Source organism: Enterobacter bugandensis, from assembly GCF_900324475.1.
Lineage (GTDB): Bacteria > Pseudomonadota > Gammaproteobacteria > Enterobacterales > Enterobacteriaceae > Enterobacter > Enterobacter bugandensis.
Genome location: NZ_LT992502.1, coordinates 1,963,554 through 1,979,620, shown reverse-complemented (window position 1 = coordinate 1,979,620; position 16,067 = coordinate 1,963,554). Strand labels below are relative to the sequence as shown.

17 protein-coding genes are annotated in these 16,067 nt (G+C 52.0%); 6 read left to right on the top strand and 11 right to left on the bottom strand.

Annotation, left to right across the window (positions count from 1 at the left end):
- Positions 1–3: 3 nt before the first annotated feature.
- The 4 genes from sufB to DG357_RS09680 all read right to left on the bottom strand — a co-directional run bounded on the left by sufB (position 4) and on the right by DG357_RS09680 (position 4,322).
- Positions 4–1,494: a Fe-S cluster assembly protein SufB gene (gene sufB, locus DG357_RS09695; RefSeq protein ID WP_088205323.1), complete on the bottom strand. Its 1,491-nt coding sequence runs from the start codon at positions 1,492–1,494 to the stop codon at positions 4–6.
- 8 nt (positions 1,495–1,502) lie between these two features.
- On the bottom strand, positions 1,503–1,871 hold the full coding sequence (gene sufA / locus DG357_RS09690) for a Fe-S cluster assembly scaffold SufA (protein WP_041910386.1): 369 nt from the start codon (positions 1,869–1,871) through the stop codon (positions 1,503–1,505).
- A 313-nt stretch (positions 1,872–2,184) separates the two neighbouring features.
- Entirely contained in the window at positions 2,185–2,913 is a 729-nt protein-coding gene (locus DG357_RS09685) for a MerR family transcriptional regulator (RefSeq protein WP_069732396.1), read from the bottom strand.
- A 188-nt stretch (positions 2,914–3,101) separates the two neighbouring features.
- Positions 3,102–4,322, bottom strand: coding sequence for a diguanylate phosphodiesterase (locus DG357_RS09680; RefSeq protein WP_047368385.1), 1,221 nt, complete (start codon positions 4,320–4,322; stop codon positions 3,102–3,104).
- Positions 4,323–4,662: 340 nt separating this feature from the next.
- Between DG357_RS09680 and ycgZ the strand changes: the two genes are divergently transcribed.
- The 4 genes from ycgZ (at position 4,663) to fdhF (ending at position 7,870) form a co-directional block, all read left to right on the top strand.
- On the top strand, positions 4,663–4,902 hold the full coding sequence (ycgZ, locus tag DG357_RS09675) for a regulatory protein YcgZ (protein ID WP_028012861.1): 240 nt from the start codon (positions 4,663–4,665) through the stop codon (positions 4,900–4,902).
- Positions 4,903–4,906: 4 nt separating this feature from the next.
- Entirely contained in the window at positions 4,907–5,227 is a 321-nt protein-coding gene (locus DG357_RS09670; RefSeq protein ID WP_047368384.1) for a hypothetical protein, read from the top strand.
- A gap of 29 nt (positions 5,228–5,256) precedes the next feature.
- A complete protein-coding gene (locus DG357_RS09665; RefSeq protein WP_047368383.1) occupies positions 5,257–5,535 on the top strand; it encodes a biofilm development regulator YmgB/AriR family protein in 279 nt (92 codons plus the stop codon).
- A gap of 184 nt (positions 5,536–5,719) precedes the next feature.
- Entirely contained in the window at positions 5,720–7,870 is a 2,151-nt protein-coding gene (gene fdhF, locus DG357_RS09660) for a formate dehydrogenase subunit alpha (protein ID WP_088205322.1), read from the top strand.
- A gap of 63 nt (positions 7,871–7,933) precedes the next feature.
- On the opposite strand, the gene DG357_RS09655 is transcribed toward fdhF, so the two are convergent.
- The 6 genes from DG357_RS09655 to DG357_RS09630 all read right to left on the bottom strand — a co-directional run bounded on the left by DG357_RS09655 (position 7,934) and on the right by DG357_RS09630 (position 13,967).
- Entirely contained in the window at positions 7,934–8,572 is a 639-nt protein-coding gene (locus DG357_RS09655; RefSeq protein ID WP_088205596.1) for a LuxR C-terminal-related transcriptional regulator, read from the bottom strand.
- A gap of 51 nt (positions 8,573–8,623) precedes the next feature.
- The gene (locus DG357_RS09650) at positions 8,624–9,136 is read right to left on the bottom strand and encodes a fimbrial protein (RefSeq protein ID WP_088205321.1); all 513 of its coding nucleotides are present in this window, start codon (positions 9,134–9,136) and stop codon (positions 8,624–8,626) included.
- 10 nt (positions 9,137–9,146) lie between these two features.
- A complete protein-coding gene (locus DG357_RS09645; protein WP_088205320.1) occupies positions 9,147–10,094 on the bottom strand; it encodes a fimbrial protein in 948 nt (315 codons plus the stop codon).
- Between the two features lie 10 nt (positions 10,095–10,104).
- Complete coding sequence (locus tag DG357_RS09640) at positions 10,105–12,633, bottom strand: fimbria/pilus outer membrane usher protein (RefSeq protein WP_088205595.1); 2,529 nt, start codon at positions 12,631–12,633, stop codon at positions 10,105–10,107.
- A 46-nt stretch (positions 12,634–12,679) separates the two neighbouring features.
- Entirely contained in the window at positions 12,680–13,357 is a 678-nt protein-coding gene (locus DG357_RS09635; protein WP_049138934.1) for a fimbrial biogenesis chaperone, read from the bottom strand.
- A 79-nt stretch (positions 13,358–13,436) separates the two neighbouring features.
- Positions 13,437–13,967: a fimbrial protein gene (locus DG357_RS09630; protein ID WP_049138984.1), complete on the bottom strand. Its 531-nt coding sequence runs from the start codon at positions 13,965–13,967 to the stop codon at positions 13,437–13,439.
- A gap of 418 nt (positions 13,968–14,385) precedes the next feature.
- On the opposite strand from DG357_RS09630, the gene DG357_RS09625 reads away from it, so the two are divergent.
- Together DG357_RS09625 and DG357_RS09620 are read left to right on the top strand one after the other, a co-directional pair.
- Positions 14,386–15,045, top strand: coding sequence for a helix-turn-helix domain-containing protein (locus DG357_RS09625; RefSeq protein ID WP_088205594.1), 660 nt, complete (start codon positions 14,386–14,388; stop codon positions 15,043–15,045).
- A 69-nt stretch (positions 15,046–15,114) separates the two neighbouring features.
- Positions 15,115–15,744, top strand: coding sequence for a helix-turn-helix domain-containing protein (locus DG357_RS09620; RefSeq protein WP_045630155.1), 630 nt, complete (start codon positions 15,115–15,117; stop codon positions 15,742–15,744).
- A 50-nt stretch (positions 15,745–15,794) separates the two neighbouring features.
- Here the strand turns inward: DG357_RS09620 and DG357_RS09615 are convergent, their stop codons facing one another.
- On the bottom strand, positions 15,795–15,989 hold the full coding sequence (locus tag DG357_RS09615) for a YdiH family protein (RefSeq protein WP_003857766.1): 195 nt from the start codon (positions 15,987–15,989) through the stop codon (positions 15,795–15,797).
- Positions 15,990–16,067: the final 78 nt, after the last annotated feature.

Genomic DNA, 16,067 nt, shown 5'->3' with positions numbered 1-16,067 from the left:
TCCTTAACCGACGCTGTGTTCAAGACTAATGGAGAGGAGTTTTTGTGCTTCAACGGCGAATTCCAGCGGCAGTTCAGAGAACACGTCCTTACAGAAGCCGTTCACAATCATCGAAATGGCATCTTCTTCGCTGATGCCCCGCTGCAGACAGTAGAAGAGCTGATCTTCCCCAATGCGCGACGTGGTCGCCTCGTGCTCCAGCTGAGCCGTGTTGTTGCGACACTCGACGTACGGGAAGGTATGCGCCCCGCAGTCGGCACCGATCAGCATTGAATCACACTGGGTGAAGTTACGCGCGTTGGTGGCCGTCGGCATGATTTTCACCAGCCCGCGATAGCTGTTCTGGCTATGCCCGGCAGAGATCCCCTTCGAGATAATCGTCGATTTGGTATTTTTCCCAATGTGGATCATCTTGGTGCCGGTATCGGCCTGCTGATGCCCGCTGGTCAGCGCCACCGAGTAAAACTCACCGATGGAGTTATCCCCGCGCAGAATACAGCTCGGGTATTTCCAGGTAATAGCGGAGCCGGTTTCCGACTGCGTCCAGGACATTTTGCTGTTTTCGCCTTCGCACAGCGCGCGCTTGGTGACGAAGTTCAGGATACCGCCGGTATTGCCGTCGCCGGGGAACCAGTTCTGCACCGTGGAGTATTTCACCTCGGCGTCTTTGTGAATGATGACCTCTACCACCGCCGCGTGCAGCTGGTAGCTGTCGCGTACCGGGGCGGAGCACCCTTCGATATAGCTGACGTAGCTGCCTTCGTCCGCTACCAGAATGGTGCGTTCAAACTGTCCGGTTTTTTCGGCGTTGATGCGGAAATAGGTGGAGAGCTCCATCGGGCAGCGTACGCCTTTCGGCACGTAGATAAAGGTGCCGTCAGAGGCTACCGCGGCATTCAGCGCGGCGAAGAAGTTATCGTTGCTCGGTACCACGGTGCCGATGTACTTTTTCACCAGATCGGGATGGTCATGAATGGCTTCGCCAAAGGAGCAGAAAATGATCCCCTGCTCGGCCAGCTTTTCACGGTAAGTGGTCGCCACCGAGACGGAGTCGAAAATGGCGTCCACCGCCACCTCTCTCCCCTCGCGCACGGGCACGCCCAGCTGGTTAAACGCCTCTTCAACCTCTTTGCTCAGGAAGCTGTTCTCGGCACCGGTCTGCTGGACCGCGCCGGGCTGCGAGGCGCAGGTATCGTCACAGCTGCCGCAGGAGGGTGCGGAGTAGTAGCTGTAATCCTGATAGTTCAGCTTGTCGTAGTGGGCTTTCAGCCAGTGCGGCTCTTCCATCTCCAGCCAGGCGCGGAATGCGCTCAGGCGAAATTCGAGCATCCACTCGGGCTCGTTACGTTTAGCCGAAATGGCGCGCACCACATCTTCATTAATGCCTTTCGCCAGCTCGTCGGTCTGCAGCTGCGTGAAAAAACCCTCTTTATAGTTGAGGTGTCCGCCGCTCCAGGTGTTTACATCACTCGTTGCTTCAGTATTACGAGACATAGTACCGCCTATACCCCAAAGCTTTCGCCGCAGCCGCATTCGTTCTGGGCTTTCGGGTTATGAAATTTGAATAACTGGTTTAAACCTTCCCGCACGTAATCCACTTCGGTTCCATCGATAAACGGCATAGCCTGCAGCGCGACGTACAGCTTTGCGCCGTCGGTTTCAAACACCAGGTCATCTTTTTCCGGTGCGGTGACGGTATCCAGCACGTAGCCAAAGCCCGCGCAGCCGGTCTGCTTAACGCCTAAGCGCACGCCGAGAATGTCGGGATTTTTTGCCACCAGCTCGTGGATATGCGCCGCCGCCGCAGGCGTGAGCGTTAATCCTCGCCAGGCAAAATCGGCAGGATTGAAGGTTTCTGAATGCAGTTCCATAGGTCCACCTCATCTGATTAGCCATCAGGGCATAACACCATGTTAGTGATAACGATTATCACTTCAACCCTCTGTCAGCAGGGGCATTCGGCTAAACCGCCCTTTTTGTCTACTTTTATTAAGCATAGACCCTGTCAGAAGATGCGGGCGGGATGGATTTAATTGTTCAATACTTTGAAAATTAATGGATTATCTGTTGGAGAAAACAGCGAAGAGAGGAAAAGTAAAATATGTATCGGAAATGCCTATTTTTGAGATAGCTTTTGTTCTGGAAGTGTCTAAAACAATAAAAGGCCCTCAAGGCCTCTGATTATTATTGGTGAAATGAAACGCTAAAACCCTGCTCACGCCAGTGATCCAGCTGTTCCTGCTGACGCGGTGTTGGCGTTTTTCCCGTCCAGACGAAGATTTTTTGCCCCGGGAAAAGTTCAGGACGCGGAGAATCAATCGGGTCCGCCAGCACGTCAATGTGCCAGCCTTGCTGCGCCAGCCGCGCGGCTTCAAGCCAAAGATGGGTACGGTCATCGCATTCCCAGCCGATAAGCAACGCATCTTTACCCGCTTTCTTGCGCGACTCCGCCAGGCTTAGAACCGCGAATTCAATCAGGACGCCGTCAAGCATGCTCGCCATGTGGCGTACAGTATTTTGATCCTGATTCATTCGCTGGCGGACGGGGGAAATGATGTTATCAATCAGCGCATCCATGGCGTGATCCCGGCGGAACTCACCGATTTTGGCGCGCAGCTTTGCCGGGCTGGCATAACGCAGAACGGTCATCATCTCTTCCTGGAACGAGACCCAGTTACCCTGAGTCAGGACTTCTTTATTTTCCAGCAAGGCTTTTACTTTTCCGACCGAAACGCCGCTTTTCATCAGGCGTTTGATCTCTTCAATACGCAGGATATCTTCATCGTCAAACTGACGATGACCCCCTTCGCTGCGCTGCGGCTTCAACAATCCATAACGTCGCTGCCAGGCACGCAGCGTAACGGGGTTGATACCGCATCGTTCGGCCACTTCGCCGATACTGTAATAGGCCATTAACTCCCTCACGCTCAGAACTTCCATACCTAACTACACCAACCTTATCAGATTGTACAAACCATTTGTATAACTAAGACCGCATTTTGCTCAGGTGAAAGGGGTCGTTCTCCCTTCACCTGTTAATACATTGTTGTCTAAAGTTTGCTTCTCGTACAGCTAAGTACGCCGAATTTTGTACAGCTTTATCAAAAATCGAATTTCTTCTCCGGCCATGCAATCGCCGGAATTCCGCCATGCCGGGGGCTTGCAAACAGATGGCCCTGGAACTGGGAAATGCCCGCAGATTCCAGCCACATCCACTCTTCTGCCTTCTCCACGCCGACCGCGCAGAACTGAATTTCAAGCGAGGAACAGCATTTGATAATCGCCTGAATGATGGCCTGTCGAGGGCCACTTTTATGCACGTTCGCGACGAGATCGCGATTAATCTTAATTCTGTCGGGCTGGAATTGGGCCAGTAGCTGTAGTCCCGCAAAGCCGGCACCAAAGTGATCGATCGTCACGCTGATGCCTGCACTTTTTAGCTGTCTGACTGAATCCGTGAACTCGTCAAAACGGGAAATGGCTTCACTTTCGGTAAACTCCACCACAATTTGCTCAGGAACAAAACCGTTTGCTCCAATCGCGGTGAGCAGGAAATCAACGGCGTTAGGAATGTTAACCAACGTCATAGGCAGCAGGTTGAGGGATAACGTCTGGTTCTGCAACCCGAGTGCGCTGGCCATTGAGAGTGCCACCTGCTTGCTGTGCAAATCAGAGGTATACACGTCGTCACGCGGCAGATTGGCGAAGTAGATCCCCGGAGCGCCGCCGTCAGGCGTGCGGAGAAGCGCCTCCCAGGAGACAACCTGCTGCATAAACGGATCGACTATCGGCTGGAAAGCAAAGCTGCAATCCGCTCCTTTCGCGACTACCTCGGGTTGCGCTGACAAGCGTGTTTCTTCGCGAACGAACTCCCAGGAATCCGCAGGCGGCAGTTCAAAATAGTTCGCTTTTTCCGTGGCCTCGACAAAGGTACGGAAAAACTGCAGCGGACGGTCATTGTAAGTCAGCTGATAGCGTGTTGTTCCCTTGTTCAGCACCTGTTGCAGCACCTCGTTCCTGTCGAACTGGCGCAAATCAAAAAGCTCCATCCCCACCTTGCCAAAACGCCGGACGGGGCCGTGATCGCGCATCAGCTCGACTACGTTATGGTGTCGCGGGTCGTTGCAGATCTCCTCATAAATAGCAGAAACATGCTCCACTGGCCCCTCAAGCAACTGAAAAAAATGTGTGCCGTTAAACAGCAAGATCCCCGTGACGTTGGCTTGCCGGTTTTTATTATTTGCAGCAGCGACCATAGCTTCCAGTGCTTTCACTGGAACGTCCTCGCAGATATGACTGCGGTAAATGATGGTTGTAAGCATGCGATTCCTGGGGGTTAAGGGTTTTGACCACAAAAACATGTGGAGAGACTTCTCTTATAGCACATTAATTGCCTCACAAATAATTTACATCTCAATCATTTACGCCCGTTAATGGCACTCTCACAAGTGTTGTACAACTTAACAGCGGCTGTGCGATTTGTACAATATATTCTGTAGCATTACCGTTTCATGAACAACAAACAACTAATTGAAAAATAGAGTATTTATAAAATATATCCTGATTTTATTAAAAATCTGTACATTTTTAATGTACAGATTTAGAAAAAGTGTATACCTTAAATGTAACGTTACTGATTACAAAATTTTACAGGAGCGAAACATGCAGCAGAAAGGTTACGTCGCAGATTCCGCAGCAGCAATCGCACAGTACTTCGAAAAAGCCACGCTTCCCACCCAACAGGAAACGCTGGGTCAGGTCGTTGTTGAGATCCTTAGCGACGGGCGAAATCTCAATCGCAAATCGCTCTGTACCAAACTGTTAAGTCGCCTTGAAAGGGCCGAGGGCCCCGAAGAGGAACAGCATTACCATATGCTGCTTGGCTTGCTCTTCGAACGATAACGTGATGAACAGCAGTGACGCAGACAAACTGACCGATCAGCTGATTGGCGAAGCCGTTCTTTCTCTTTTGAGAGAGCGTGGCCCCGTTACAACTGAAGCTCTGGTTCAGCGTCTGCGGCAGATGAAAACACATGAAAAGAATCCCCGGCGGCGGGAGACACTGGCGAAGGCGATTGCCGATATCGGATCAAAAAGCCTCGGATTAAAACGTCGCAGAACCGCGCAAGGACGAATGAGCAGAGAGGGACCTCTCAATGATAACAGAGGCAATGTAGTGTCGTTGTTTGGAAAGGGAAAGCCGTCCGATCCCAAAAAAATACATTGACTGCATTTTAACAGCTACGGTGAGAACAAATGAGACAAAATATTCAGCTTCAACCCGAATACCACTCTGCTTTTTTAGACAGTGCGCTGGCGGAATATTTCCGTCACGCAGGCGATCGTTTTGCTGAAGAGTCCGCTATTTTTTCTACTGCAGTACGCTGTGTTTTGGCCTCTGAAGGTCATATTTCCAATAAAGCGATCATCCTGTGGCTCATTCAGACGCTGGAAGCTACCAGAGACGTTGTGCAGGCGGATGTTATTCGTAAGACGCTTGAGATCGTTGTGGGCTACACCATGGATGACGTTTAAACGCCCTGCCATTCAGCGATCGTGTCATCGTCAGAATTGTCGAACAGGCTGACGATGACACCCCCCTCCTTTCATAACCCCCTGTAAAGAAGCGTTATAAAGATGGCATGGTTTCTGCTTACTCCCTGTTACGGGACTGGGCTTACCAGTCATTTTGCTTCATTTCTTAACAGGTCTGTTATTGATGAAAAAAATCGCCAGCGTCTGCCCTTACTGTGGTGCAGGCTGCAAACTAAACCTTGTCGTTGAGAATAACCGTATCATCCGTGCCGAAGCGGCAGAGGGGGCCACAAACCAGGGCACGCTATGCCTGAAAGGATTTTACGGATGGGATTTCCTTAACGATACCCGCCTGCTCACCCCACGCCTGACCCAGCCGATGATCCGCTACCGCAAGGGAGAGACATTCACTCCCGTGACCTGGGAAGAGGCTATCCGCTACACCGCCCGGAAGCTCAGCAGCATTAAAGCCCAGTTCGGCCCGCGTTCGATTATGACCACCGGGTCGTCGCGCGGTACCGGGAATGAAACCAACTACGTGATGCAAAAATTTGCCCGCGCGGTGCTGCACACCAACAATGTCGACTGCTGCGCGCGCGTTTGTCACGGTCCTTCCGTCGCCGGACTTCAGGAGACCCTCGGCAACGGTGCAATGAGCAACTCTATCAACGATATTGAACACTCCAAATGCCTGCTTGTATTTGGCTATAACTGCGCAGACTCCCACCCTATCGTCGCCCGGCGCGTGCTAAAAGCCCGTGAAAACGGCGCGAAAATCATCGTCTGCGACCCGCGCCGTATCGAAACGGCGCGCATTGCCGATCAGCATCTGCAATTGAAGAACGGTAGCAACATGGCGCTGGTGAACGCCTTTGGCTATGTGCTTCTGGAAGAGGAGCTGTACGACAAGAACTACGTCGCGCGGTTTACCGAAGGACTTGAGGCCTATCGGCAGACGGTGAAAGAGTATGCCCCAGAGCGCGTAGAACACCTCACCGGCATCCCCGCCCGCGACGTTCGTCAGGCAATGCGCACCTTCGCGGCGGCCCCTTCCGCCACCGTAATGTGGGGAATGGGCGTGACCCAGTTTGGCCAGGCCGTCGATGTCGTCAAAGGGCTTTCCAGCCTGGCACTGCTGACCGGCAACCTCGGCCGCCCTGCCGTCGGTGTCGGTCCCGTGCGCGGGCAAAACAATGTTCAGGGCGCCTGCGATATGGGCGTTCTGCCGAATATGTTCCCCGGCTATCAGGATGTGACCGATCCGGCTGTCCGGCAGAAGTTCGCCGATGCCTGGGGGATTGACGTCAATAACATGGACGATCGCGTCGGAACGCGCATTACCGAAGTGCCTCACCTTGCGCTGGAAGGCAAGGTCAAAGCCTATTACATCATGGGGGAAGATCCGCTGCAGACGGAAGCCGATCTCGGCCTGGTCCGCAGCGGTTTCGAGGCGCTTGACTTCGTGGTGGTTCAGGACATCTTTATGACCAAAACGGCGGAAGTGGCGGACGTTCTGCTCCCTGCCACCTCATGGGGCGAACACGGCGGCGTCTTTACCTGCGCCGACCGGGGTTTCCAGCGTTTTGGCCAGGCTATTGAGGCCAAAGGCAACGTGAAGCGCGACTGGGAGATCATCAGCCTGCTCGCCACCGAGATGGGCTATCCGATGCATTACGACGATAACCAGCAGATCTGGGATGAAATGCGCGAGCTGTGCCCGCTCTTCTACGGCGTGACGTATGAAAAAATGGGCGAGATGGGCCACGTGCAGTGGCCGTGCCCGACGCTCGATCACCCCGGCACGCCGTACCTCTACAAAGATAATCAGTTCGATACCCCGAGCGGTAAAGGGCAGCTCTTTGCCGCACCGTGGCGCGCGCCGGCCGAGACGCCCGATGATGATTATCCGCTGGTACTCTGCACGGTACGCGAAGTTGGGCACTACTCCTGCCGCTCGATGACGGGTAACTGCGCCGCGCTGCAAAGCCTCGCCGATGAGCCGGGACGGGTGCAGGTGAATCCTGCCGATGCGGACAGACTAGGTATTAGCGACGGTCAACTGGTCTGGGTACGTTCGCGCCGGGGTAAAGTGATCACCCGCGCCAGCATTAGCGAGCGCATCAACGCCGGGGCGGTTTATATGACCTATCAATGGTGGATCGGGGCCTGCAACGAGCTGACGCAGGATAATCTCGACCCCATATCGAAAACCCCGGAAACGAAGTACTGCGCGGTGCAGCTGGAGGCGATTGAGGATCAGCGCTGGGCGGAGGAATTTGCTGCGTCGTCTTACCAGACGATGAAAGCGCGATTGATCAATGCCGTGAACGTCTGATGCTCCTGCCGGGTGGCGTCAGCACCACCCGGCAACAGCGCCACGCTTTAGCGTTATTGCTGGTTATAAGCTGTTAATCAGATAGTCACGCAGCCGGTTCGGACAGGCATTTTTCTCTACCATCCGGTGAATCAAGGCCATAAGTTCAAAATCGCTGCGCAGATCGAATTTCTGCATCAGCAGATATTTATGCGTAAAAATGGTTTTATCACTGGTGTTTAGTTTATTCGCAATCTGCCCTACCGATAACCCGCGGTAGAAATTGACCATAACGCGAATCTGCTGCGGCGATAATATTTTGTGCTGGCATTCGTAGCAGCTTTTATTCTTCCAGCGATAGCCCGGTAATTGCGTGCGATACCATGCGATAAAGAGCGCCTCACCGATCCGATCGAGCGAGGCCCGGCGAGAGATAAAAATCATATCCTGAAAACAGGAGGGAAATGCCGAGAAACGCTGCTCATCATCAACCAGGCCGATCACAATCCCTTTTTTCCGCGCCTGTAGCTCGGGATAACAGGTCAACGTTTCCCCCTGGCATAAAGAGAGAAAAATGATATCCGCAACGCTGACATTTTCCGGCGTAAGTTCAACCTCAAAATGAAGCTGGTGTCTGAAATTATGAAAGAAGAACTCCCCCAGAAAACGCTTTAGGCCATCTCGAAAAAATGAATCTGTCTCTTTTATCAGAATATTCAACATTACCGTTACCGACATCTGTCAATCATTAAGAAATATCAACCCATGTACTGATTAGTTGTACTGCATCGTCATGACGACGACGGCACTGATGCTCCCCGGCGTTGCGCCGCCCGTGGAAGATCTGACCGATGCCAGCATGGCCATCGTTGCGGTTCTGTCTGCTGCAATAGTTTGTGTAATACTTGTTCCGGTTCCCTTCATTGCACCCGTTGCGGCCTCACTCATCGCAATCGCGACGTTCGTGGCCGAACCGCTGTTCATGTAGTAATCCGCCCCGGCGACCGGATCGGGGTTTCCGGTAAAGAAGACCGTCACGCTGCGCGTCCCTGTCGGACACTGGGTAAACAGCAGGTTAAACGGCACAGGATCGGACGATGACCCCGGCGTAGCCATATTGGATGCCTGAATATTGCCAAGGTTGATATCCAGACTGTTATTTCCCCCATTAAAGATACAGGGAGAGGCCACAATATTTCCGGTAACGCTGACGCTAACGCTGTCCGTCGCAAAGGTATTGCAGCTTACTAATATGGTGGCAAGCGCTGCCGTGCGCAGAATATTCATCATTTATCCTTTACTGATACGTCAAATTTAAGGTTGCAGACGCATTGGCAGTACCGGGTTCAACCGTCGTTTGGGTCTGGTAATAACGCGCTGTTAATGGAAATGCCTGCTGCCCACCCGCGGCGGCATTTAACGGCAGACGGGTATTTAACGAGAGAGGCGTACCGTTATAGAGGAGCTGAACGCCAACCCCTTTCGCCGTGCCGGTATTACCCTGCCCCGTCAGCGCGAGCACGCTCGTTGTTGCTACGTCCGGGTTCTGAATGCCACTGAGCGAAACGTTGACGTTTGCCCCCGGGTCGCAGTTCAGACCCAGGTTTTGCGTATTCTGAGCGCCCGTCGGCGTGGTTCCGACCGTTGAGCCAAACGTCGCGGCAGAAATATCGCCGATGGGAAACGTCAGCTGCGGCGTCGTTATGCTGCAGGCCAGCACGTTGATGGTCCCGTCCAGAAGCGTCGTCGTAAGGCCATCGCGATACACACCATCGCTCCCCTGCAGCATAACGACACCCAGTACGCCGGGCGTCAGCGAGCCAGAGGCAACGGGGCCGGTAACGACAAGTTCTATTTTACCGCCCCACCATTCGACATAACTTGTCTGCGCGTTATAAGAAAAGGTATAGGTCGGGTTTTCAAAATAATTACCTGATGAAAAGCGCACGCCAATACCGCTTAGATTGGTGTTATAAACGTGATTACCGTAACTACTCGGCGTTGCATTAAGGTACCGCATGCTAAACCCGAGCATTAACGGATTGGTACAGCCGCTTAAATAGGACCCGGTGACCGACGCATTTTTTGAAAATAATACCGTGCCAACCGCGACATCACGCTGCACCGTAATTGTGCCGATGGACAAAGTGGATTCCTGTGGCGTAATCGTTGTGCAGGTTCCTGCATGAGCACTATTCCAGGCAGCGGTGATACACAGCAGGAACAGGATGTTAAGTATGCGCATTTTAAAAACCCTAGATACAAGTGACGTTAATTTCAGTAATTCCGCCTGCCGAAGATTGCTGTGAAAGCCGGAACGGTGCGCGGCACTGCCGATCGCTCTCCACTCCCCACGTAACGAATACTGTCCCCTCCGAATCCAGGCCAGTGAGATAGACTTGCCCTTTGTCGCCAACAATAAAGCTGCTGTTGTCGCTGCCTTTCAGGCTCACGATTGCGCCAAAAGGAACAAAATGGCCGTTATGCATTAACGTGAATAATGCCCGCCTTCCCACTTTCGCCTTATAGTCGGCCAGGACAATTGCACCGCGCGTCGGCGTTACCGTGCGGGTATTAATATCCAGCTCAACGTCATCCGGCATACTTTCCGGGGCAAGCGTGATGTCATTTTTACGGTACGCGGAAAGGTTACTGACCACCGTATATCCCCGGAAATCTGTTTTTGCCCCCGGCTGATTACGAATATCTACGTCATGCGCGCCCGGTGCGCTAATCAGAACATTAGTCTCCCCCAGAGGCTGAGAAAGCGTAATCCCCTCTCTGTGAGCAAGAATGCCCCCCTGCAAACCATAGTTAAGACGCTCGCTGTTTTTGTCGTAGCTATAGCCCGCCGTCACTTCGCCGTACGTGCCCCTGTAATCCCCGTTCATGTTGCCCGTATAGCTAACGCCGTCCGACCCATACCCTTGCTGCACGTTCCAGTTCAGCCCATGGTTTTCCAGCGCCACGCCGTTCAGACCAATGTTCTGCGTGGTGCCGTTATTCTTGCTGGCGCTCACGCTATAGTTAGCCCAGGTCTGCGGCAGGAATTTTTCAAGCGGAATGCTGACGTTAAAGGCCAGCAGCTGATCGTTGTCGTAGCGTTTATTGCCGTCATATGAACCCGCGCTGCCGTTTTTACTGTAAGTCCAGGTGAGTCCGTAGCTAATGTTGTGCCAGTAGTTGTTGTAACCCAGGCTGTAAGACGCCATCCTTTTGCCCGAATTCCAGTAATCTTCACGGACCGCGCTCAGCGTCAGCGAGCCAAGATTGCTGCCCAACGTCTGGCTCATCGTGAGCTCGGCACGGTTACGACGACGGTCCTGGAGCGCAGAGCTGTCTCCCCAGGAATCAAGGATCTCCTGCATGCCGTAGTAACCGCTGGTCGAATAGCGGTAGCCCGCAATCGAAAATTGGGTCCCTGTCCCGACAAAGTTCTTGCTGTAACGCGCACGCCAGGACTGCCCGTTGGATTTTTCTTCCCCCTGCGGGGTTGACCAGGCCTGGGTCATGTCCGCTGAAATCGCGCCGAAATCCCCCATGTTTTTCCCGATCCCAGTGGCGATCGACTGATATTTGCTCGACTCCTGCAGCCCGCCATAGAGCGTGAGGCCATATGGCAGACCATAAATCCCCGTGATTTGGCCAAACGGGGTCTTATCCACGCTGCTGCTGTAAGAACGATACTGCCCTCCGGTCACCGCATACTTAAGGCGCCCTTCGCGCTGCAAAACCGGTAGTGAGGCATAAGGCAGGGTGAAATGCTGCTCGCTGCCGTCAGCTTCCTTAATGGTGACGTCCAGATCGCCTGCCCCGCCGGTGGGATACATATCGGTAATTTCAAAGGCGCCGGGCGCGACATAGGTCTGGTAAATCTGATAGCCATTCTGGCGAACAATGACCTGAGCATTCGTACGCGCAATCCCACGCACGACAGGCGCGTAGCCTTTGAGCGAATCCGGGAGCATGTCATCATCGGAAGCCAGCTGTCCGCCGCGAAACGGTATACTGTCGAACACGTCGGCGGGCGCGGAGCTATCGCCCAGCGTGAGCTCCGCCTTGAGCGGAATAATCGCCCGCTGTGCATAGGTGTAGACGGTATCCCATTTGTCCTGACCGTTCTCATCACGCGACCAGGTGGTGTAGTTGCGCAGTCGCCATGGCCCAACGTTGAGGCCTGGACGTAAATTGGCGTACTGACTGCTGCTGTTTTTACTCTCGCTCTGTTTCGCCCAGCTGTTGGCTCCGCTCAGGCTGTAGTTGAGCATCGCAGCGGCGATCCCCTCGTCCCACTGTTCTGGCGGGACATACCCTCTCGCAGGCAGGTCGATCGCGGCCTGGGGAATGCTGATAACAAGCCGCTGTGCACCAAACTGAAAATCCGTAGTGGCGTGAGGAATTGCCTGGAGGTTGACGCAGGAGGTGCTTTCAACCGCCAGGTTGGGGAACAGCGCCGTTTTAACGCCCCATTTTTTTAGCTGATCCATGCTCAGGCAGGGCTGCAGGCTATCGTTTTCCTGCCCATCTTTCCGGGCAACAAAATCAATATCGCTGGTCTCAATAAGCTGATCGTCGAGGATGATGTCAACATGGTATTTCCCTGGTGCCTGCGAACCTGATTCAAATGCAGATAAATCGGCTTTAGCCATTCCCGGATTATCCAACTCCACCAGTTCGGCGTTAAAGGAATCACGGGCGTTAACCACGGGGACTGCATTCGCCAGCGCGAAGGCAATACACATTGCCAGACGCGCGGGCTGCATTTTTATATTGCTTGTTACCATCATCATAAACCTGACTCGATATTGCGGATGCCACTTTTCTCAGGAACTAAAAGCTGGCCTGATGTATTATTCCCGGGCTGCCATAATCGTTAATCACTTTAAATACGATCTGATTGCCATTAACGCCTGGCGGTAAGCGAAATGCTGCCACTGCGCCAGGTGCAACCCAGGAAACATCCTCCAGCTTTTTACCGCCGACGCTTATTTCATTAAAGTTGATCACATACGGTGTAGGATTTGTGACCTGAAGGTTGTTTCCGCTCCGGGACCAGGTTAATTTATTCGCCTGTTCTTCCGGTGTTGACGCCTTCAGGCTTGTCGGGCGATAAATAAGCTTAATACGTGTTTTAACGGCAATTTGTAACGAGTTTGCCTGTTTGCTCGCTGAAGGTATCGCTTTAATATTTAACCAGAAGAGGCTTTCTATATCCTGCGGCAGTGAGCCGGAAATTAAAATCCGTTCAATATTTTGCTGGCCGCCGTTCAGTCTGTACAAAGGTGGCGTGACGATAAAAGGTGCTTTATTAGCATTACCCTCTGGCATGTCGACCCAGGACTGGATTAAATAAGGGGCGGCATCCGCATTGTTTACACTGATGGATGCCTCTTTTTTCCCGCCATCAAAAATTACGCGGGTACCACCAATAATAACCCCGGCATAAGCATGCGAAACAGATACAGTAATAACCGCCGCACTCAGCAGGGTTTTGCTAATAAAATTCATTTTGGACCTCTTAAAACAAGGGGGCAGTTTATGCCCCCGCGCAGCGCCTCGCGGAGCTGACTCTTGTTCTGCTTAATGACTAGTTGTAAACAACGGAGAAGTTAGCGACGGAGTTGGCAGGACCCGCCGTTACCGATGCCGCCGTTGAAATATACTGTGCATAGAAATTCAGCGTATTGTCTGCGGTGCTGCTCAGTACATAGTTGTAGCCGTTGCTGCCGTGCAATGGCAGATCGGCTTTATCAGCGGTCATCAAATTAATGGCAACACCCGTTGCCGCCCCGGCGACAGAGGTATCAATCGCCAGCAGATCGGCGTTGGTCAGGTCAGGCGTACCGTCAAAACGAACTTTGGCACTGGTGACCGTAACCGGGCAGTTCTTCAGAATAATATCGAATTTCGTTGCCGCCGTTCTGGAACCCGTTGTCGGGAATTCTGTTTTATAATAATCGCCTAATACGACCACTTGGTTTTGAGAAGCAACAGCCACGTCGCAGGCTGAATCCAGGATGTTACCATAAAAATTAACGGTTCCTGCGGCGGCGAGAACATTGCCCATCATTAAGGCTGAACCCGTCGCAACCATCGCTAAAATAATACTCTTTTTCATAATGTTCATTTTCCTGTTCACGGGATAACTTTATTTATTATTGAAATTCAAGCAACAGAAGACCGATAAAAGAATCGCTAAGGGTTCTTTTATTTTTCGCTGAATGGCTTAAGGTCTTCCTGACTGACTGGTCAAAATTTATATAATCATTTTAATGAGTACAACTTTTAGATGGTCTAGCTGTAGACTCTGATTTAACGAAAACTCAACATTTACGTCAGCAAAATCTTATCTTATATTGCAGAAGTCTATTATTAGACCTTGCGCATTTTTTATTTACATTCAACCAGTTAGCCCCATAAGGACTCCCGGTCTACTTTTAGACCTCACCAGAATATTCCCTGAGTTCTTCGTTTTTAAGATAATTCCCTCTGCAGATCAAAAATTGATCACACAAGAAGTCGATGTGAGGTATCTTATGAATACACGTTTAACCACCCCACTGAATAATTATCAATCCTCAGTTCTGGATTTAAAGCCCTTCGCCGATATAGACACCCTGATTAAACATGTGCTGCCAGCCGCCAGCAGAATGATCATCGGTCGGGGGGAGACGATACATTATTATAAAGATAATGTCCGGCAGTGTTTTTTGTTAATCCAGGGCAGCGTGGCGCTTCATCGTCGCGGCGACGGTATTGTGTTAAATTCTGAATCTGCGCCTTTTATTCTGGGCGTCAGCAGCCAGTTTTCCTCTGAGCACCTGTACGTCAGGGCACTGGAGACTGCCGAGATCGCGCGCGTCTCGCTGGAGAGTTTCAATCAAATAGTGTCCCAGTACGATTTATGGGAGCACTTCTCAAAACTGCTTATTTATACCGCCTCGCGGGTATACGAACATTGTGCACAAATATCGCAAATGTCTGCTTACGATATCATCCGCTTCCAGCTTGTTGAGCTGATGCAAGAGCCGGACGCCATACGGCAAAATACAACGGCGGCAGCCTACATCAAAAGCCGGACGTATCTTTCACGTAGCGGAATTATGCGTATTCTGTCGGAACTGCGGACCGGCAAGTACATCACCATGGAGCGCGGCGTGCTGCTTGAAATTCACCATCTGCCACGCAAATATTGATTGCCACCGTGCCTGTCCCGGCGAGAAACGCTATAATTAGCCAGGTTATTTTTAAGGTTACCGGCTACCATGTCCCTTCCAGAAAAGTCTCACCGTGGCTCGCCCTACGCACAAGAGCTTATTTCTCACTTACTGCCTGATTGCACAACGCGACGCACCGCTCGCGGTGAGCGGCTCGATCTTCAGATCAACGGTCAGGGAATGTGCTATTTAATTCTTGAGGGGACGGTCGCTATCTACAGAAGAAGCGACGACATGATGCTCTCCACGGCCCGCAGCCCCGCCCTTTTCGGTCTCGCTAATCTGACAGATATCTATTTCAATGATTACCTGAAGACCGTTAGCCCGTGCCTGATAGGAACACTCACCACCGAGCGGGTGAATGAGATTATCAAGGAAAAGGCGCTATGGGGCCTGCTCTCAAAACAACTGATGTTTGTCTATAGCCGGCTTTATAACAACGTGATGCCGCAGGGCGCACCGACGGCATATGAGATGATTCGCCAGCAGCTGATAAAGCTGATGGAGGAAGATGAAAGTTATCGCAGCAGCGTAACGGCGGAAAGGTATATTCGGGAGAAAACCCAGCTCTCCCGCAGCGGCGTAATGCGCATTCTGGCGGATTTAAAAACCGGCGGATTTATCGAAATGGAAGAAGGCAGGCTTATTAAAATCAACAAGCTCCCCGCTAAATACTGAATGTCAGACACAAAAAAGGCCGCACTCGCGGCCTGTTCAACAACACTCACTCAATGGACGTGAACGCCCAACCGCCAGGCAAAGTAGATCTCTTCTTTCAGTTCATTCGAAGAGAGCGCCAGCAGATCCGTGAACTCCAGCTCAAGCTGTTTCAGCTTTTTCAGGTACTGCGCCGGAGACAGGTTGCTCTTATCGCGACGTAAATATTCAATTGCCAGCTGTGTTGGGGTTATTTCAGTATCCATGATGTCCTCGCTTATGTACAAATCCTGACCAGTATATCACAACATGCTGGCTAGTTTTTGACCAAAGGCAATTCATCT